At 64.9% G+C, this 17,909-nt stretch carries 17 protein-coding genes; 6 read left to right on the plus strand and 11 right to left on the minus strand.

The window, feature by feature from the left end:
• Nucleotides 1-164: 164 nt before the first annotated feature.
• A complete protein-coding gene (locus BDI24065_RS10990) occupies nt 165-1,145 on the plus strand; it encodes a bifunctional helix-turn-helix transcriptional regulator/GNAT family N-acetyltransferase (RefSeq protein ID WP_175031260.1) in 981 nt (326 codons plus the stop codon).
• Between the two features lie 487 nt (nt 1,146-1,632).
• On the opposite strand, the gene BDI24065_RS10995 is transcribed toward BDI24065_RS10990, so the two are convergent.
• Nucleotides 1,633-2,514, minus strand: a complete 882-nt coding sequence (locus tag BDI24065_RS10995) for a hypothetical protein (protein ID WP_175031261.1) — start codon at nt 2,512-2,514, stop codon at nt 1,633-1,635.
• A 20-nt stretch (nt 2,515-2,534) separates the two neighbouring features.
• Between BDI24065_RS10995 and BDI24065_RS11000 the strand changes: the two genes are divergently transcribed.
• The 3 genes from BDI24065_RS11000 to BDI24065_RS11005 all read left to right on the plus strand — a co-directional run bounded on the left by BDI24065_RS11000 (nt 2,535) and on the right by BDI24065_RS11005 (nt 4,573).
• Complete coding sequence (locus BDI24065_RS11000) at nt 2,535-3,086, plus strand: hypothetical protein (protein ID WP_175031262.1); 552 nt, start codon at nt 2,535-2,537, stop codon at nt 3,084-3,086.
• Nucleotides 3,001-3,222: a hypothetical protein gene (locus BDI24065_RS41025; RefSeq protein WP_254609726.1), complete on the plus strand. Its 222-nt coding sequence runs from the start codon at nt 3,001-3,003 to the stop codon at nt 3,220-3,222. Before BDI24065_RS11000 ends, BDI24065_RS41025 begins: the two co-directional genes overlap by 86 nt.
• Before the next feature lie 241 nt (nt 3,223-3,463).
• The gene (locus BDI24065_RS11005) at nt 3,464-4,573 is read left to right on the plus strand and encodes a polyamine ABC transporter substrate-binding protein (RefSeq protein ID WP_175031263.1); all 1,110 of its coding nucleotides are present in this window, start codon (nt 3,464-3,466) and stop codon (nt 4,571-4,573) included.
• 105 nt (nt 4,574-4,678) lie between these two features.
• Here the strand turns inward: BDI24065_RS11005 and BDI24065_RS11010 are convergent, their stop codons facing one another.
• From BDI24065_RS11010 to BDI24065_RS11035, 6 genes are all read right to left on the minus strand, one after another.
• Nucleotides 4,679-5,230 carry a DNA-binding protein gene (locus BDI24065_RS11010; protein WP_175031264.1) on the minus strand — a complete coding sequence of 184 codons (552 nt, stop codon included), beginning with the start codon at nt 5,228-5,230 and terminating at the stop codon, nt 4,679-4,681.
• Nucleotides 5,231-5,274: 44 nt separating this feature from the next.
• Entirely contained in the window at nt 5,275-6,522 is a 1,248-nt protein-coding gene (locus BDI24065_RS11015; RefSeq protein WP_175031265.1) for an MFS transporter, read from the minus strand.
• 293 nt (nt 6,523-6,815) lie between these two features.
• Nucleotides 6,816-7,145 (minus strand): H-NS histone family protein, encoded by a 330-nt coding sequence (locus BDI24065_RS11020; protein WP_069750690.1) that lies wholly within the window; start codon nt 7,143-7,145, stop codon nt 6,816-6,818.
• A gap of 327 nt (nt 7,146-7,472) precedes the next feature.
• Nucleotides 7,473-8,822, minus strand: coding sequence for a reverse transcriptase family protein (locus BDI24065_RS11025; RefSeq protein WP_175031266.1), 1,350 nt, complete (start codon nt 8,820-8,822; stop codon nt 7,473-7,475).
• A gap of 265 nt (nt 8,823-9,087) precedes the next feature.
• A complete protein-coding gene (locus tag BDI24065_RS11030) occupies nt 9,088-9,660 on the minus strand; it encodes a plasmid fertility inhibition factor family protein (RefSeq protein WP_175031267.1) in 573 nt (190 codons plus the stop codon).
• 172 nt (nt 9,661-9,832) lie between these two features.
• Nucleotides 9,833-10,840 carry a DMT family transporter gene (locus BDI24065_RS11035; protein ID WP_175031268.1) on the minus strand — a complete coding sequence of 336 codons (1,008 nt, stop codon included), beginning with the start codon at nt 10,838-10,840 and terminating at the stop codon, nt 9,833-9,835.
• 567 nt (nt 10,841-11,407) lie between these two features.
• On the opposite strand from BDI24065_RS11035, the gene BDI24065_RS11040 reads away from it, so the two are divergent.
• The gene (locus tag BDI24065_RS11040) at nt 11,408-11,680 is read left to right on the plus strand and encodes a hypothetical protein (protein ID WP_175010921.1); all 273 of its coding nucleotides are present in this window, start codon (nt 11,408-11,410) and stop codon (nt 11,678-11,680) included.
• 507 nt (nt 11,681-12,187) lie between these two features.
• Here BDI24065_RS11040 and BDI24065_RS11045 read toward each other — a convergent pair.
• The 3 genes from BDI24065_RS11045 to BDI24065_RS11055 all read right to left on the minus strand — a co-directional run bounded on the left by BDI24065_RS11045 (nt 12,188) and on the right by BDI24065_RS11055 (nt 15,412).
• The gene (locus BDI24065_RS11045; protein ID WP_175031269.1) at nt 12,188-13,750 is read right to left on the minus strand and encodes a class I adenylate-forming enzyme family protein; all 1,563 of its coding nucleotides are present in this window, start codon (nt 13,748-13,750) and stop codon (nt 12,188-12,190) included.
• Between the two features lie 85 nt (nt 13,751-13,835).
• Entirely contained in the window at nt 13,836-14,582 is a 747-nt protein-coding gene (locus BDI24065_RS11050) for an SDR family NAD(P)-dependent oxidoreductase (RefSeq protein WP_175031270.1), read from the minus strand.
• A 41-nt stretch (nt 14,583-14,623) separates the two neighbouring features.
• Nucleotides 14,624-15,412 carry an enoyl-CoA hydratase/isomerase family protein gene (locus BDI24065_RS11055; RefSeq protein ID WP_175031271.1) on the minus strand — a complete coding sequence of 263 codons (789 nt, stop codon included), beginning with the start codon at nt 15,410-15,412 and terminating at the stop codon, nt 14,624-14,626.
• Between the two features lie 175 nt (nt 15,413-15,587).
• Between BDI24065_RS11055 and BDI24065_RS11060 the strand changes: the two genes are divergently transcribed.
• Nucleotides 15,588-16,568: an AraC family transcriptional regulator gene (locus BDI24065_RS11060; protein ID WP_254609727.1), complete on the plus strand. Its 981-nt coding sequence runs from the start codon at nt 15,588-15,590 to the stop codon at nt 16,566-16,568.
• 22 nt (nt 16,569-16,590) lie between these two features.
• Here the strand turns inward: BDI24065_RS11060 and BDI24065_RS11065 are convergent, their stop codons facing one another.
• Nucleotides 16,591-17,829, minus strand: a complete 1,239-nt coding sequence (locus BDI24065_RS11065) for a thiolase family protein (RefSeq protein WP_175031273.1) — start codon at nt 17,827-17,829, stop codon at nt 16,591-16,593.
• Nucleotides 17,830-17,909 lie beyond the last annotated feature (80 nt).

The raw sequence follows: 17,909 nt of genomic DNA on the forward strand, positions 1-17,909 counted from the left end.
CCGCCAGCCGCGCCAGTACCACGCGCCGCCCGCGCCTGGATTCACTCCGACGCCGGCGATCGGAAGCGCCCCTCGGCACAACCCGTCCCCATGAAAATCCGCCTTGATCAAGTTGCGACTCGCAACTATTATTGATTGCGATCCGCAACCTTTTCGGGCCAACCATGGACCTCATCGACGCTCCCGCCAAGCCTCGCGAAGCCACCATCCTCGAGCTGCGCGACTTCTCCCGCAAACTGGTTCGCGAGCTCGGCTTCATGCGCGCGACGCTGGCCGACAGCGACTGGGCGCCTTCCGCCGTTCACGCGATCCTCGAGATCGGGATGGCGCCCGGCATCAACGCCCGCGATCTGGGCAACATCCTGCGGCTGGACAAATCGAACACGAGCCGGCAACTCGCGCGGCTCGAGGCGGCCGGTGTCGTGGAACGGCGCGTATCGAGCGACGATGCGCGCGCGATCGAGCTTTACCTGACCGCCGAAGGGAAAAAGCTCCAGAAGAGAATCGACACCTTCGCGACCGACCAGGTGTCGAATGCGCTGCGCCGCATGGTGCCCGCCGACCAGCAGGCGCTGCTGCGCTCGCTGGCGCTGTATGCCGATGCGCTCGCCCAGGACAATGCCGCGAAGGTGCCCGCCGCGGCACTCGATGCGCCAACGATCCGCGAAGGCTACCAACCGGGCTGCATCGGCGATATCGCCGGTCTTCACGCGCGCTTTTATTCGGAACACTGGGGCTTCGGCGCCTTTTTCGAAAAGCGCGTGGCGACCGAGCTGGCCGAGTTCGCCGGTGCGCTGCCGGCCGACGGCAAGGCGCTTTGGCTGTGCCAGGAAGACGGACGGACGCTCGCGTCGCTCGCGATCGATGGCAACCCGGCAACGGGCGTTGCGCACCTGCGCTGGTTCATCGTGAACGACGCGCTGCGCGGGTCGGGCATCGGGCGTCGGCTCATGACGGAAGCCATGCGCTTCGTCGACGCGCAGCGGTTTCGCGAAACCTATCTGTGGACGTTCAAGGGGCTGGACTCGGCGCGCCATCTGTACGAATCGTTCGGCTTCACGCTGACCGACGAATCCGCGGGCACGCAATGGGGCACCGAGGTGGTCGAGCAACGCTTCAGCCGCGCGGGGCCATCGGGCGCTTGAAGGTCGGCGGGACGCCTCCGTCTTCACTGCGCATACCTTTATAGTCTGTCGAAACGACCTTCCCGCGCCGCCAGCAATTTGCCACGATGTTCAAGAGGCGCGGCGAAACGTGTATGGGCCCGATGGTCTGCCGCAACCCGCCCACACGCTTGTCGCACTACCCCATCCCGAAGAGCGAATCGAAGACGTTCTTGATCCACGTCTTGACGTCACCCCAGGTGATTTCCTTCTTCCTGAACATGCTTGTCAGAAAGACGATCGACCACCCGACGGCAAAGGCGATGGCGACACACAGGCTCAAAAATGAAAATGGACTCATCAAAATCGTACGAGCAGATCGGCTGCAATCAGCACGTCATTCCAGGAATGCATCGGGAGTTGCGGCAGACCACGTCGTCGGAACAGGATGAACGCGTCGTTATCGATGTAAAAAACGGACGCGCAGGATAACGGCACTCGAGCGTCCACGCGACGCGTGGCCGACGCATCACTTGATGCGCTGCACGCGCACGATGCCCCAGACGAGTATCGCGGTGACGACGGCGGTCACCCCGATCGCGAGCCAGATCGATTTCGTCATGATCCACGTCCCGATGAACGCGGCAGCAAAGATGCAGGCCGCGCCCCATTCGAGCACGTTGTCCAGCCGGTTTCTCGGCCGATAGCGCGGCTTGTCGGCCGTGTCGCGCGGCGTCGGCGCCGCCTGCGTTGCGCGCGGCGCGCAAGCGGGAAACGCTTCGGCCAGCGCACGGCTCGGCCACGGGTGCGCATCGGCATGCGCGTCGCCCGACCCCGACACTCGCCATACGGCGTCGGCATCCGGCGCACGACGCAGTTCCTGGATCTCGCGGGCGAGGCCAGCGTCCGGTTCCCTCTGCCGCTCCAGCAATGCGACCTGAGCGAGTTCGGTCGCGAACGCGTTCGTGTCGTCGTGCGCGATCGGCAATCCGCTCGTGCGAACCAGCACGAATTCCCCGAACGCAGCGGCGACGTAGTCGACGAATGCATCGTAGATCGAACGGTAGCGCTCGCCGAGCAGATCGACGAGGTTGTCGCGGCGTGCGGCCGCACGCGCCAGCGCGCTCGCCTTCGTCGTGACCAGGTACGGATAGCGCGTGTCACGTTCCTCGGGCGTCGCGCCTTCCAGATATTCATCGAGTTCGTCGGCCTGGTCTTCCGGATCGAAATCGTCGATGCGATACGCGAAGCGCACATCGTCGGGCCCGAACAGCACGCGCCAGAACAGCGGGACGAACGCGTTCGCTTCGAGCGACGGGCCGCCCGCCGCGAAATAGGCGTTCAGTTCGCCTTTGCGGCCTTCAGGCATGCGCGCCCACGGCGGGCTCTCCAGAAACACGGGATGGGACATATCGCAGGCCCCCAGTCGGGATGATCGGATGGTTGTCTTTTTCGGAACGACTTTCGCCAACGCACGACAGGCCGACGCATTCTGTCCGACTTTACAAACCTTGTCATCAGGGTCTTTCGACTGCCTTTCCGGCCATCATCGGAGGGCGATCCGGGCTGCCAGCCGTCGAATATTCTCATCACTTCGAGCGTGTCCCGACCGGCAAATACAGCGTTGCTTGCGCGATTTTCCCGTCATCGCCATCGCTCCGAATGCGTTCATCGGCCGGCGAATGCCTAGGGAAAATCCGGAGACATCCTTACAGCGATTTACCTGATGATTCATGGAAGCGTCATGTTTCAACGATCCAGCTGTCCGCCAAGCTTTCAATTCGCGTCACGAAGCCGATGCCGCCGCGCGGCAAACGCAATGACCGGAACCTGAAACGGCAGCCGCTGGCGAATCGTCAGGTGTTAAATACTTTCAACAACCCGGTCGAGAGTAATCGTGAGATTCCGTGGCCCGCTGGTGCGGTGGAGACGAGGCGATGCGCGAAACCTGCGCGCCGCGATCGCGTCCTCCGGCGACAGTGACGGCTGGCAAAGCCCTCGCCTGCCTCTGTCGATCTACACCATCCTGTCCCGCCGCTCCGTTCGCCGCCACAACGCCGTCGCCGCGCGTGCGTACGTCGCGATCCATACCGACGACGTGGCATCGCTGCTGCCTTAGCGCCCCGCCCCTTTCCGTGACTCCGTTCGACCTGCCCACCATGTCGCCCGACCGGTGACGGGATCGGCTCGCGCGTCGTCTCCACGCGATCCGGCCTGCATTCAAACGGACTCCTGATCGATGTGCACCACGCTCGCTCACCGCGAACGGCGGTCGCGCACGCCCGCTTCATCCGATGAACCGTCGCGCAACGACCCGCATCTCGCGGCTCGCCACGCGCACCGAAATGGAAAACTTCGTCATGCGAATCCGCACGCTTCGCCGCGCCCTTGCCACCGCCGCCATCCTGTCGGCCGCCGCGGCCGCCGGCACGACCGCCCACGCGGCCGGCGAACTGAACATCTACAACTGGTCCGACTACATCGCACCGGACACGATCCCGAACTTCCAGAAGCAAACGGGCCTCCACGTCCGCTACGACAACTACGACAGCGACGACACGCTGCAGGCGAAACTGCTGTCGGGGAATTCCGGCTACGACATCGTCGTGCCGACGTCGAACTACATGGCCAAGCAGATCCAGGCGAGTGTCTACCAGCCGCTCGACAAGTCGAAACTGCCGAACCTGTCGAACCTCGATCCGCTGCTGATGAAGATGGTCGCCGATGCCGATCCGGGTAACCAGTACGGCGTGCCGTGGGCGTATGGCACCGACGGCATCGGCTACAACGTGCAGGCCGTGAAGAAGGCACTCGGCGACAAGGCGCCGGTCGACAGCTGGGCGCTGGTGTTCGATCCGGCCAACATGGCGAAGCTGAAGGGCTGCGGCGTGTCGTTCCTCGACCAGGCGGTCGACGTGTTCGCGGCCACGCTGCAGTACATGGGCAAGGATCCGAACAGCACGAACCCGGCCGACTACCGCGCCGCATACGAGGTGCTGAAGAAGGTGCGCCCGTACATCACGCAGTTCAATTCGTCGGGCTACATCAACGATCTCGCGAACAACGACCTGTGCGTGGCGTTCGGCTATTCGGGTGACGTCGGCATCGCGCACCGCCGCGCCGCCGAAGCGAAGCGCCCGTACGAGATCGGCTTCGCGAACCCGAAGGAAGGCGGGCTGCTGTGGTTCGACATGATGGTGATCCCGAAGGACGCGCCGAACCGCGACGCCGCGCTGAAGTGGATCAATTACGTACAGGATCCGAAGGTCAACGCCGGCATCACCAACGCGGTGTTCTATCCGACCGCGAACAAGGCCGCGCGCCAGTACGTGAAGCCTGCGATCGCGCGCGACCCGTCGGTGTATCCGGCCGACGAGGTGCTGAGCAAGATGACGCTGCTCAAGCCGATGCCGCCCGAGATCCGCCGGCTGCAGAACCGGCTGTGGGCGCAGTTGAAGACGGGCCGCTGAGCCACGCGCCGAAGTAACGGGTCGTGCCGGCGGTGGCTTGCTCGCGCCGGCGGCACGGCAACTTCATGAGCGGTGATGGCGCGCGACCGGCAGCTGCCGCGTGAACTATCGCAGCGCCTGCTCCGCCGAAAACGCATGTTCCACGAAGCGGATCACCTCGTCGAGCGACGACGTGCACGTCGCCCCCGCCGCGAGTTCGCGAAACGCACCGTCCGGCCCGAAGCAGACGAGCGGCTTGCGCCAGCGTTGCGCGAGCGCGATCTCCTGGGCCGTGCCGTGCCCGCCCGGCAGCGCGACGATCAGGTCGCTGCTCAGCACGTTCACGTAGTTGCGGTTGATCGTATCGGGGGCGGCGTCCGGCTCGCGGCGCGGCAGCGGCGTGAGGATCGGGATGTCCACGAACGGATGCGGATAGCCGTCGAGCGGCACGAAGCCCGCGAGCGGATCGGCCTGCGTCGGCACGATGCCGATCGACCGGCCGGCCCGCTCCGGCACGCCGGCGAACGCGCGCGCGACCGCCAGCATCACGCCCTGCCCGCCGCCCGTCAGCAGGTTGAAGCCGGCCTGCGCGAGCCAGGCGCCCAGCGGCTCCGAAAACGCGAGCCACGGCGCCTTGCCCGAGCCCATCACGCCGATCGTCCTGTTCTTCTGTTGCATCGTGGTTTTTAGTGAAGTCGTTGTGTTGCGCGCGATCGGCGCGCTCATTCGAGCTCGACGCCCTTCAACTCGGGAATCAGGAACAGCGTCGCGACCATGTCGAGCACATAGAGGCCGGCGAGCAGCGCGATGGCCGTCTGGAACGAGTAGTGCGCGGCCAGCGCGCCGACCGCGACCGGCCCGAAGCCGCCGACCGCACGGCCGATATTCCACAGCACGTTCTGCGCGGTAGCGCGTGCGGCCGTCGGATAGCCTTCCGACATCAGCGTCCCGTAGCCGCCGACCATCCCGTTGACGAACATGCCCATCAGCGCACCGGCCCACAACATCGCCGTCGGGTCCGACAGCCGCGCATACGCGAGCACCGTCACGACCGAGCCGAGCTGGTACAGCAGGAACGTCGGCTTGCGCCCGATGCGGTCGGCCATCTGCCCGAACACCCAGACGCCGATCATCATCCCGACGACCGTCGCCGCCGTCCACAACCCCGACTTCGTCAGCGAAAAGCCCATCTGCTTCGACAGGAAGGTCGGCAACCAGATCATGATCCCGTAGTAGCCGAAGTTCTGGACCGAACACAGGATCACGATGCCGAGGCTCGTGCGCGCGGTGCGGCCGTCCGCGACGAGCAGGCGGAACGCGTTGGCCTGCGGCTGTGCCGCGCGCTGCACGAACGCTTCCGGTTCGTGCAGCTTGTTGCGCATCGCCCAGGCGAGCACCGCGGGCAGCACGCCGACCAGGAACATCCCGCGCCAGCCGATGTGCATCAGCAGGAACGGGGTGAGCAGTGCGGCCAGCAGCACGCCGGCCTGCCAGCCGAGCGCGACGTAGCACGACACGCGTGCGCGTTTGCTGGCCGGCCACGCTTCGGCCGCGAGCGCCATGCCGATCCCGAACTCGCCGCCCAGCCCGATGCCCGCGATGGTGCGGTACACGAGCAGATCCTGGAAGCCCTGCGCGAACGCGCACAGCCCGGTGAAGATCGCGAACAGCAGGATCGTCCAGGTCAGCACGCGCACGCGCCCGTAACGGTCGCTCAGCGCACCGAACAGGATGCCGCCCGCGACGGCACCGATCAGCGTCCACGTGACCAGCGCGCCGCCCTGCCCGGAGGTCAGATGCAGCGCCGCCGTGATCGCCGGCAGCATGAAGCCGAGGATCAGCAGGTCGAAGCCGTCCATCGCATAGCCGATCGCCGATCCGGCCAGCGCTTTCCACGCGTACGCGCCGACCTGCTCCACGCGCGGGGCCGACGGGCCGCCGAGCGACGAAGATTTCATGTTTGCTGCCATGGTGTCCTGCCACGATTGTCCGGCGACATTCTAAGGCCTGGGCCCGCGAGCGGCGCCCCGGCGCGCGGGCCGGCGGCGGCGGTCCGCACATGCGTCGGCGCCTGCTTGCGGAGCGGCAGGCGGGAATCGGCGGGCAATGAACGGGGAAACGGTGGGCCGGTGTCGGCGGCGAACCCGGCGATGTCGCGGTCAGGCCGGACACCGGATGAAAAGCCGCATGCCGGCGGCGTGTTGCCGGCCGGCCCGCTAGCGCGAACCGGACGGCGCCGGGTGGCCTGGCGGCCGGGCCGGCTTCAGCCCTGATCGTCTCCGGGCCACCAGGCCTTGGCCTCGCGGTCAACGACGAGCGTGTCGAGATCCTTGCCTTCGAGCCATTTCGGTCGCGGGCCGCGACCCGACCATGAGCGGCCGGTCGTCGGATCGTAGTACTTGGCAGGGGCCTTGCGTTTGCGCTGGACGATATAGCCAAGCGCGCTCAGCACTTCCTGCTGCGAAATTCCCAAAAGCTCGACCTGTTCCTTGAATGCCGCGAGCGCGGCTTGCTTCTCCTTCTGCTTCGCATCCGACAGCTTGATGTTCAGGTCCCGAAGTTGTGCTTCGAGTTCCTGCAGGGCCTGGGTCATGTATTCATCCTCTTTGGGCATGTTTTCGCAAAAAGCTCCGATGGCGGAACCTACCACGAAGTTCCGCCGATGGGGGCTGTCGCATGTGTGAATCGTTTGCCTGAGCCGGCATGGCTTGCGCAATACGCACTAAACGACGTCGCGCGTCAATCAATGACAGACAGGACCGGGCCGGCAACGCGCAGCCCGCCGCGTACGAAGGTACGGCGAACGGCTGCGGCAAGTAAGCGCCGCACCATGGCACTGGCGCGGCATGGCGCGAATGATAGCAGTGCTCGGCGTCGTATTGCAGAAGTCGTCGGCCGGCGTCGATGCGAAACGGGCCGCTTACCGGCCGACGTCGCAGGCTTCCCACGCGATCCGGTCGAACAACGCGCGCAGCTTCGCGCCGCGCGCCGCGTTCAGCGCGGCCGCATGCGCGACGCGTCCGGCGAGATGCGCGCGGAAGTCCGGATGTGCATCGCGATTCTGCGATGCCGGGCCGCTCCGGATGCAGTTGGTCAGGATGGCCTTCAGGAGATCGAACTCATCGCGCGCCAGGTTCGGATGACGATTGACGACCACGCCGGCCAGGTGCTGGCGCATGCCGCGCCGCATGACACGCGTCTTGCGCAGTTGCAGCGCAAAGCCCTCTTCGAGCGCGATCGCGGCGACCCGGACCTGCAGCCGCTCGACGTCGCGCGCCAGCGTGCCGTCGCCGGAAAAGGCGAGATCGTCGGCATAGCGCGTGTAGGTCGCACCGAGCGAACGCGCGAGCGCGGCGAGCCGCAGGTCGAACCGGAACGCGCTCAGGTTCGCCAGCGCCGGCGACGTCGGCGCCCCCTGCGGCAGATGCCGCTCGCGATAGCGCTGGCGGCCGATCCAGTCGAACCGGTCGCGCAGGTCCGGCGCGAGCAGCCGCGCGGACGGCACGCGGTTGGTGCACAGCCCGGTGAGCGTGCGCGCGACTTCGGCCGGATACCCGAGCGTCACGAACAGCGCGTGCACACGTGCGGCGCGTACCGATACGAAGAAATCCGCGAGATCGAAACGAACGACGACATCGCGATCCGCGTGCGGCGACGCGAACGACACGATCCCGTGCCCCTTGCGAAAGCCGTGTACCGCACCGTGCGGCGCGATGCGATCGAGCAGCCCGTGCAGGATGCGACGCTGCGCTTCGCGCAGCCGGCCTTTCGGGATTTCGACGAGGCGGCTGCCGCCGCTGCGCTTGTCGTGCGCGACGTACGTGTAGTGATGCAGCGGCGTGGCGCTGCTGCGCGCGTCGACGCGCCGGTGGTCGGACAGCCAGTCGAGTTCCGCCACGCTCACGCCGAGCCAGCCGGCAAGATCGCCGGGCGTCGCCCATTGCGGCACGTCGCAGCCGGCGAGCGGCGCCGGCAACGCCCGCTGGACGAGCGGCCGCCGCACGACGCGGATCGCGGCAGGCCGATCGCTGCCATACCAGGCGAGCACGAAAGCCGGTGCATCGGCGAGGTCCGCCGCAAGCGCATCGATGTCGACGTCGGCCCAGCGCGCACCGAAGCGTGCGAGCGCGGCATCCGCGACTTCGTGCGTCCACGGCGGCGCGCCGCCGAGCACGGCCGCCATCCGGGACAGGACGCCGGCGCGTTCGGGCGCACCGGCCAGCATCGCTTCGGCAATCGTGCGGGTGGTGTCGAACAGGGAACCGGACATGGGAATCGATGGGCGGGACGATGAGCCAACGTGACTGGTGCTGCGAGGAGTGGCGTTGCGCAACGCGCAACGTTCCTCCTTGCGACGCATCGGGGTGTCGATCTGATCCACGGGGTAGCCCCGTAGTCCTGGAACATCGGCTGCCTGTTCCGGGCGTGTGCTTGACCCACCGGCCCGCGATGCGACTTTAATGGCCGCGAACGCGGCGTGTCAAACCCGCTGGCGATCCGGCGCCGCAGCGGCGCGCCGGATCGCGGCGAACGACCTACGCGTGCCGGGAAAACAGTTCGCGGTACGCGATCGGCGCGACGCCGACACCGGTCATGTTGTTCAGCATCGTGGCCCAGGTCGCGTTGTCGACGCTGACCGGAAACGACCGCACGCGGTTGGCGAGCAGCCAGAAGGTGCGCGTCATGCCGTTGCTCATCGCGACTTCATACCCGCTTCCCTCGAGCCAGTAGCCGACCGGCGGCAGCGCCACCGGTTCGAGGCGGCCGGCCCGGAACGCGGCGGCGGCCGACGCGAACTTGCTGTCGAGCGGCATGACGCGGCGCGGCACGCAGTCCTGCGAGTTCAGTTGCGGAAACGTCGGGCTCGTGCCGAGCCACAGGCCGTAGAACTTCTGGGCGTCGAGATGTACGACGAAGCGCTCCGTTTCGGCGGGCGTCGCCGCCATATAGCAGTCGGCCTGGCCCGGAACGGCAACGCGCCACATCGCGCGTTTCGCGCTCAGGTCGACCAGCTCGCTCGGCTGCGGCCGCGGCTGGATGGGAGACGGTCGTCCCGCTTCGCGCAGGTCGCGCGCGCGATCGAGTCCGATACGAAGACGTGTCAGCATGGGCCCTCTCTTTCTCTCGTGATTTGTTCGAATGCGTCAGGGCGCGGGCGATTACATCGCCACGTGTTTGCAATACGCGGGCCCGGTGTCCTGATGCGCCCGGTGTGCCCGGGAACTCGCGCAGTGTAGCGCTTTTCCATTGACGTCAAGATGAACGCGGCCGGGCGCCGCGTCACGATCGATCGCCGTGCCCGGCGCTGCTCGGCACGATTGCGCGGCCGGCCGTGCCGGCGTGCGTCAGCGCAATCCCGATCACGACCAGCACGAGCGCCGGCACCACGTACCACCGCAAGGGCTCCCCCAGCAGCGCAGACGACAACAGGACGCCGAAGATCGGCACGAGGAACAGGTAGATCGATACCGCGCCCGCCTTGTTGTAGGACATCAGGCTGTTCCACAACAGGAAGCTGGCGGCGGATACGAACGCCAGATACGCCAGCACGAGCACCGACCCGGGCGAGAAGTCGAACGGCGCGACGCCCGCTTTCGCGCCGCCGACCGCGATCAGGGCAACACCGCCGAGCAGCATCTGCATCGCGGTGAGCGGCAGGACGGGCAGGATCGCGGGAGCCGCCTGCTTGCTCAGCATGTTGCCCAACGCGGCAAAAAACATCGCCGACAACATCAGTGCCTCGCCGCTTCCGATCGTGAATGCGTAGCCATTGGCCATCACGTGGTAGAAGACGATGCCGGCAAAACCCAGAACGGCGGCAACGACCTTGGTCGCGGTCATGCGGTCGTCGGCATGCATCGCGTGCGCGAGGCCCAGTTGAAAGAACGTGAGGGTGCCGGCAATGATCGAGCCTTCCATGCCGCTGCTGAGCGCAATCCCCGCGTAGAAGAACACGTATTGCAGGAAGGTCTGTACGACGCCCACCCGCACGATCGCCACGACCGTAGTCCGGCTCAACGGTGGCCGAGGAACGCGTGCGACGGCCATCAACGCGAACAGCAGCAGTGCCGCCAGGACGAAGCGATAGCCCGCGAATTCGATCTGCCGGAATGTGTCGTCGCGCCGTATGCCCAGCATCCCGTATCCGACCTTCACGACCGGAAACGCGCTGCCCCACAGGCAAGTCGCGGTCAGTGCCGTCACGAAGCGACCGGCGGGTGCCGCGAGGAAGCCCGTCACGCCGGACCGTGCCGGCCCGAACGCGTGATCGACCGGTTCATTTCGCAACCCAGCCTCCATCGACCAGAAGGTCCGCCCCGGCAATGAGGGAGGCGGCCTGCGACGCGAGAAAGCACACGGCCGCTGCGGCGGGACTCGGCAGCATGCGTTGCCGGTTCCTGACACGTGTGCACGATGTCCTGACGCTCCCGATGCGCTCGGGAACCCGCGCAGTGTAGCGTCTTTCCGGACGGCCACGAATCAACATTCATCGCCGATCATCTAAATATCGAAACAATCAAAAAACAAAAATAACCACGCGCAGAATTCAATGAAATCACATTCAAACAAAAAATTATCGAATTTGATTAACGATAAATTAATTCGATTGGCGCCATCAAAATCAAATAAATAGTCTGTGTTGTGCGCCGCAACACCGCGAATCAAAGATCAACGAAATACGGAGGCGCAGCACGAATCATTTCATTCGTGCCTTGTCGCAAAGTTTCCGCCTTATCAGGTCACCGTTGGTTTCCACGCATTTGTGAATCAGCAATCCGGAAAGACAGACACGTCTTCCCGGGCGTGACCGACGTCGTCAAATCGCATTCACTCATTCAATACCAAAGGAAAGTCATGAAGAAGATTGCAACCGTGCTGTTTTCAGCACTGATGCTCGCCTCCACGTGCGCGTCCGCACAGGCGCTTTGCAAAGCCGGCAAGATCGACAAGATCGAAACCGACACCACCGGCAACCTGCTGGTGACCATTAACGACGGGGTCTACTCGTTCAGCGCCAAGGAAGTTTATCCAATTATTTACCAGGTATATTCGGAAAACAGGAATCTGTTTATCTATGGAAATAATTGTGCGAACGGCTCGCCGGCGACCCGCTTTGCCGTTCGCTAATCATCCTTAGAACGCTCGACGATTAACCGTGCGTCGAGCTCGGAGCTGGATTGACATCCTGAATCCGGCGCCATCGCGGGCTGCGGTGTCGACACCGAGCAACATGACACCTGCATGCCCGCTACACGATCCCCCAACCCTCCCGCCGCGGCACCCATGGCGATCGCCTCAAGCCTCAAGCCTCACGCCCCGCGCCACGAGCGGGATGGGCCGCGAAATCTGCGGTTGGCGTAGCGGTCGAGGTGGCGGCGGTTCGTTGCGCCGTGCACGTGCCTCGTTGCATGCACGGATCATGAACGCGTTTGCAAGGTCGCAGCGCCAGACAGTCCGGGTTCGGCCATGGGGAGACTCTCGGCGCTGCGCGTTGCGAGACATTCAAACGCCAGGCATGCGCTGGACAACCATCATGGCGCCTCGGCCACCGATTGCGAATCCGGGCCATGGGCGCGGACCCGATTCTCCGAGCGTCAGAATGCGTGCCGGGCATCCGTTCAATGACGCGACACCTCAAACCGATCGCCACCGCCCCTCCCAGAAGCGTGCACGAATCTCGCGTTTGAGCACTTTCCCGACGGCACTGCGCGGCAGATCACCCCAGAATTCCACCGACTTCGGCGCTTTCACGCTTCCCAGCGTCTGCTTGCACAGATCGACAAGCTCCGCTTCCGAGACATGCTGGCCCGGCTTGAGCTGGACGATGGCCTTGACCGCCTCGCCCCACTTCTCGTCGGGAACACCGAACACCGCGCAGTCCAGCACAGCCGGATGCGCATTGATCGCGGCTTCGATCTCCGCCGGGAATATGTTGAAGCCACCACTGACGATCATGTCCTTCTTGCGATCCACGATGGTAATGAAGCCACGTGCGTCGCGAATGCCGATGTCGGTGGTATGGTGCCAGCCGAACGCAGAGATCGCCGCCGTATCGTCCGGCCGCTTGTAGTAGCCGGACATCACCATGGCCGAGCGCACGACAATCTCTCCGCGTTCGCCGGAGCCGACGCAATTGCCCGCGTCATCCATGATTTCCACCCGCGCGAACGGCACGGGGCGACCGGCCGAGCGCAACACATCGTCATCGAACTCGCCTGACGGGAGCAGATAGTCGCACGGTCGCTTGGCCACCACCGGAAAGAGACATTCGCTTTGCCCGTAGACTTCATGGATCAGCGGACCGAAACGGCGTACCGCTTCCTTCAGTTTCTCGGGTGCGATCGGCGCTGCGCCGACGGCGATGCAACGAAGCGACGAGACATCCGTCCGGTCGAGCGCCGTTGCGCTCAACAATGCGTAAACAATCGTCGGTGGCAGGAACAGATGCGTGATGCGTTCGCGCGCGATGGTCTCCAGCACCTGGTCGACATCGAAGCTCGGCAAGACGACCGTGGCGCCGCCTCGTACGGTGGCGGCAAGCGTCACGTAGCAGGCTGCGTGAGTGAGCGGCGCCACGGCCAGAACCCGCGTCGTGTGGTCCATCCCCAGCGCGTCGAATACCGAGATCAAGCTCATTTCAAGCGACCGGTTGGTATGCAGTGCCCCTTTCGACGGGCCCGTCGTGCCTCCCGTCGGCTGAAGCACCGCCGGACGATCCTGATCCGGAGCGGGCTCGGGCTTGACCACGTCGCGACGAGCGTCGATCCAGTCGACCAGGCATTCGCCATGATCGGACGCACGATCGATGCAGACAAACTTCTTCACGCGCGGCAGGCCGGCTTGCAGCGCGGGAACCAGCGACTCGTAGCTGCTGTGGAAAAAAACCAGGTCGCAATCCGCATAGTCGAGCACCGCAATATTGGTTTCGACGGCATTGCGCGTATGCACGGAAACCCAGACCATGCCTGCCCGGTTCACGGCAATCTGCAGCACACTGATGCGGTAATCGTTCGGCGCATAGATCGCGATGTGCGCGCCGGCGCGCAACGCATCGTCTGCGTTCAACGCGTGCGCAACCGCATGAACGAGCCGTTGCGCTTCCGTGAAGTTGATGCGCACGGTGCCGTCGCCATCGACGAACGCCTCACCGGTCGGGCTGCGCGACACTGCCGCGTCGAAATAGTCGGACAACTGCATGTCTGTCTCCTCTTGTTGCCGTAGCGTCTGCGCTACGGATTCTGCTCACTGACCGGCGCGTGACGAACCGGACGTCGATGCCCGGTCAGCGCGTACCGCAGTCGATGTCGAGCGTCTGCGCATTCAGATAGCCGTTCTCGATCACGTGACGCACCAGGCCGGCGAATTCGGCTGCGTGACCCATGCGACGCGGAAACAGCATCTTGCCGACAAGTCCCTCCGACACCTTTTCAGGCATGCCGGCCGACATGCCCGACTCGAACAGCCCCGGCGAAATGGCCATGACGCGAATGCCGTGTTCCGCCAGATCGCGCGCGATCGGCAGCGTCATCCCGATCACGCCGGCCTTGCTGGCGCTGTATGCCGCTTGCCCCATCTGTCCCGCCTTCGCCGCACCCGACGCCGTATTGACGATCACGCCGCGTTCGCCGCTTTCATCGGGCGTATTGGCGGTCATCGCCAGAGCGGCATGCCGGATCACGTTGAATGTGCCGGTCAGGTTGACGGCAAGCACACGGCTCCACAGCGTGGTCGGGAAGAGCTCACCTTTGGAAATCGTCTTACAGGGGCCGAGGATGCCGGCACAATTGATCGCGATGTGCACGGCGCCATGGGTGCGGACAACCTCGTCGATCGCTGCCTTGACGCTTGGCTCGTCGGCGACATCCACGGCGAGGCTCGTCACCGCGGCAACCGGGGCGTTATCGGGTGTGCGTCCGTCGAGGTCGAATCCCACCACGGTCGCGCCGGCCGCGGCCAGCGCCTTGCTCGTTGCCAACCCAAGGCCGGATGCCGCACCGGTCACAATGGCGACTTTGTCTTTCAGGTTCATATCGTCTCTCCTGGGCGGCCGGGTTGTGACCGGCCGTTCCGTCAATGCCCCGCAAACCGCGGAATGCGTTTTTCTGCGAAGGCCGCCAGACCTTCGCGCATGTCGTGGCTGTGTTCATGCAGTGCGCTCATCAGCAACTCCTGCCGCAACGCCACCTCCATCGGCTGCTGCAGCCCGTCGTTCACGAGCGCTTTCATTCGGGCAAGACCAATCGGGCTCTTTGCGGCAATGGCCGCCACGATCCGGCCGACGGCCTGCGACAGCTCCGCTTCGTCGGTCACCTCGTTGACGAGCCCGGCCGACTGCATGTACTCGGCGGACACGAATTCGCCGGTGAACATGAGGTACTTCGTGCGCGTTGGCCCTATCTTGCGCGGCAGCCGCACCGATCCGCCTCCCCCCGGCAACAGGCCGTAGTTGGCGTGTGCGTCGCCAAAAGTCGCGGAGCGCGCAGCCACGACGAGATCGCAGCACAAAATCAATTCCAGGCCGCCCGCCAATGCGGTCCCGTTGATGGCGCCGATCACCGGCTTCGGAAATGTTTCCAGCCGGTTCAGCAACACCAGAAGATCCGCCAGGAAACGCCCTGCGCCATCTGCATCGGCCGTGCCGCGCACAAATTTCAGATCGGCTCCGGCGCAGAACGCTCGCCCCGTGCCCGTCAGCACGACGGCGTGCACGTCACTCGCGGTTTCAGCGAGATCGAGTCCTCGCATGAGTCGCTGGATGATCTCCGGCGAAATGGCGTTCATCGCCTCGGGGCGATTCAATGTCATCCAGATCGCGCCACTGCGATGTGCCGTGAGTACGGCTGGTACTTGCGTGTTCATGGTCTCCGTCCGCTGTTCGAGTGCTCATGAAAAATCTTATGGCAGCGGCGGCGTCCAGCGGTGGCGCTTCAATTCATCTTCTTTGCAGATCCGGTCAATCCGACTGTCCATTTCCAGAAAAACCGGTTAAATTGCGTGGATGCCTACCGATTCACATACTATTCCGGTCAGCCTCTTGCTCGGTACGCTGGCGGGCGCCAGGGAGCAGGGGAAGCTGTCGGACACGATGCTCGCCGCCGTGCTGGAAGCCAGCGGCATCGACAACGCTCTGCTGGCCGATCCCGGAGCGAGGATCACCGCAAAGCAATACGGGCTGCTGTTGAGGCAATCGATCGAGGCACTGAATGACGAGTGCATCGGGTTCCTGTCCCATCCGATGCGCCCCGGCAGCTTTGCATTGGTCATCCGCTCGGCACTCGGTGCGCCCACCCTCGAGATCGCGATGCGCCGCGCCGCCCACACGTTCAGGCTGCTGCAGCACGACGTCGCACTTCACTGCGCGCGCGAAGGCGCACTTGCGGGCTTCACGCTCCAGTTCGCCCGCGACGACGTAGCCCGCCGGCATATCGCTCACGACATGTTGATGCGGGTGTTCTGGCACATGCTCGCGTGGCTCACCGGAAAGCGGTTGCCACCGCAGCGCGCCGATTTCAGCTATGCGTCGTCACCGTGGGACGCTTTCCACACCATCATGTTTCCTTGCCGGGTGCAGTTCGACCGGCCCCGCTCCGCGGTCTGGTTCGACGCCGCCGCGCTCGATGCACCGGTGCGGCGCGACGAAGCGGCACTTCGCACGCTGATCCGCCACGCGCCGGAAAATTTCGTTCTGCCGCAGCCGAGCGACTACGCCACGCGCGCGCACGTGCGCGCGGTGCTGTTGCAAAGCGAACCGGAGTGGCCCGACATGGACGCCGTGGCTCGTCGCCTCTGCATGTCGATCAGTACGCTGCAACGGCGGCTGGCCGTGGAGGGCATCACCTTCCAGACACTGAAAGATCAATTGCGACGCGACCTGGCCATCGAGCGGCTGAGCTCAGGCTCGACGCCGATAGCCGAGCTGGCTGCCCAGCTCGGCTTCGCGGATACGACGGCCTTCAATCGCGCCTTCAAGGTATGGACCGGCGGCACCCCAGGCTCGTATCGTCGCCGCGAATAGAACACACGGGGGCGCTCTGCGATCAGCGCCCGAGGATGGTCACGCAGGCCACCGCCTCTTCCACGCCGTACAGTCCCCCGCCATTCTCGGCCACCGCGATTCGCGCACCGTCGACCTGACGCGGCCCGGCTTCGCCACGCAACTGCGTGACCAGTTCGTGCAGCTGCGCGATCCCCGTGGCGCCAACCGGATGTCCCTTGGACTCCAGCCCGCCGGACGGATTGACGGGGAGACGACCGCCAAGGGCCGTCTCGCCACGCTCGGAGATCGGGCCGCCTTCGCCGAATTCGCAGAAGCCGAGGTTTTCGATCTGGATGATTTCGCCCATGGCAGTCGCATCGTGCACTTCCGCGACCGACACGTCTCGCGGCCCGATTCCAGCCGCCTCGTACGCCCGTCTGGCCGCATGCACGGTGAGATGGTTCTCGATGTCCGTATGGTCGCGATCGCTACCGGTCTGAATGACCGACGACAGCACACGCACGGCACGATTCGCATCGAGACCCAGTCGACGCAGCGCGGCGCCGGTGCACACAATGGCGGCGGCGGCACCATCCGACACCGGCGAGCACATCGGCAACGTCAACGGGTAGGTGATGGGCGGTGCGGCCAGTACCTCCTCGATGGTGTATGCCATCCGGTATTGCGACAGCGGGTTGTGCACGGAATGCCGGTGATTCTTGGCCGATACCGCGGCAACCTGGCGCTGTGTGGTGCCGAAGCGCTTCATGTGAGCGCGGGCGAAGGCTGCATAGACGTCCATGAACACGCTGTAGGGCTTGGGCGAAGTCGAGCCGGCCGGCACGTCGACACCGTCGCCCATGCGGAGCAAGTCGGCATGCACTTCAGCCGCGCGCGATACGTCCAGCGCGCTGTCGAAGACGGAAAACATGCGGTCGCGATCCGTCGAGAACATCTTCTCGGCGCCTACCGCCAGCGCCAAATCGCCGGCGCCGGCGCGCAGGTGATTGACCGCCAGCGTGAACGCGCTGCTCCCGCTGGCGCAGGCGTTTTCGATATTGACCACCGGAATGCGGCCGATACCCATCTCACGCAAAGCAATCTCGCCACGGATCATCTGCTGGCCTTCCATGTGACCTTGCGATGCGTTGCCGAAGAACGCCGCTTCGATCGCGCCCTTCTGGAGGCCCGCGTCGTTCAGCGCGGCCTCGGTCGCCTGACGCACCATATCCTTCACGCTCAGTTCCACCAGGCGTCCGAACCGGGTCATGCCCACGCCCACGATATAAATGTCAGTCATTGCCTTCCTCCTGCGTCGAGACGTTCCTGAGTCGGCCAGCCGCCGAATCGGCATTTCTATACTGCCCGACCATTATTAAA

The sequence above is a fragment of the Burkholderia lata genome (assembly GCF_902499025.1).
Taxonomy (GTDB): domain Bacteria; phylum Pseudomonadota; class Gammaproteobacteria; order Burkholderiales; family Burkholderiaceae; genus Burkholderia; species Burkholderia lata_C.

What these genes read in the sequence shown, in the direction of transcription:
- BDI24065_RS11015 (WP_175031265.1), bottom strand. Translation starts at nt 6,522, where the DNA reads ATGGCAGCAAACATGAAATCTTCGTCGCTCGGCGGCCCGTCGGCCCCG.
- BDI24065_RS11055 (WP_175031271.1), bottom strand. Translation starts at nt 15,412, where the DNA reads ATGAACACGCAAGTACCAGCCGTACTCACGGCACATCGCAGTGGCGCG.
- BDI24065_RS11030 (WP_175031267.1), bottom strand. Translation starts at nt 9,660, where the DNA reads ATGCTGACACGTCTTCGTATCGGACTCGATCGCGCGCGCGACCTGCGC.
- BDI24065_RS11020 (WP_069750690.1), bottom strand. Translation starts at nt 7,145, where the DNA reads ATGACCCAGGCCCTGCAGGAACTCGAAGCACAACTTCGGGACCTGAAC.
- BDI24065_RS11010 (WP_175031264.1), bottom strand. Translation starts at nt 5,230, where the DNA reads ATGCAACAGAAGAACAGGACGATCGGCGTGATGGGCTCGGGCAAGGCG.
- BDI24065_RS11065 (WP_175031273.1), bottom strand. Translation starts at nt 17,829, where the DNA reads ATGACTGACATTTATATCGTGGGCGTGGGCATGACCCGGTTCGGACGC.
- BDI24065_RS11005 (WP_175031263.1), top strand. Translation starts at nt 3,464, where the DNA reads ATGCGAATCCGCACGCTTCGCCGCGCCCTTGCCACCGCCGCCATCCTG.
- BDI24065_RS10990 (WP_175031260.1), top strand. Translation starts at nt 165, where the DNA reads ATGGACCTCATCGACGCTCCCGCCAAGCCTCGCGAAGCCACCATCCTC.
- BDI24065_RS11025 (WP_175031266.1), bottom strand. Translation starts at nt 8,822, where the DNA reads ATGTCCGGTTCCCTGTTCGACACCACCCGCACGATTGCCGAAGCGATG.
- BDI24065_RS11000 (WP_175031262.1), top strand. Translation starts at nt 2,535, where the DNA reads ATGATCGGATGGTTGTCTTTTTCGGAACGACTTTCGCCAACGCACGAC.
- BDI24065_RS11050 (WP_175031270.1), bottom strand. Translation starts at nt 14,582, where the DNA reads ATGAACCTGAAAGACAAAGTCGCCATTGTGACCGGTGCGGCATCCGGC.
- BDI24065_RS11040 (WP_175010921.1), top strand. Translation starts at nt 11,408, where the DNA reads ATGAAGAAGATTGCAACCGTGCTGTTTTCAGCACTGATGCTCGCCTCC.
- BDI24065_RS10995 (WP_175031261.1), bottom strand. Translation starts at nt 2,514, where the DNA reads ATGTCCCATCCCGTGTTTCTGGAGAGCCCGCCGTGGGCGCGCATGCCT.
- BDI24065_RS11045 (WP_175031269.1), bottom strand. Translation starts at nt 13,750, where the DNA reads ATGCAGTTGTCCGACTATTTCGACGCGGCAGTGTCGCGCAGCCCGACC.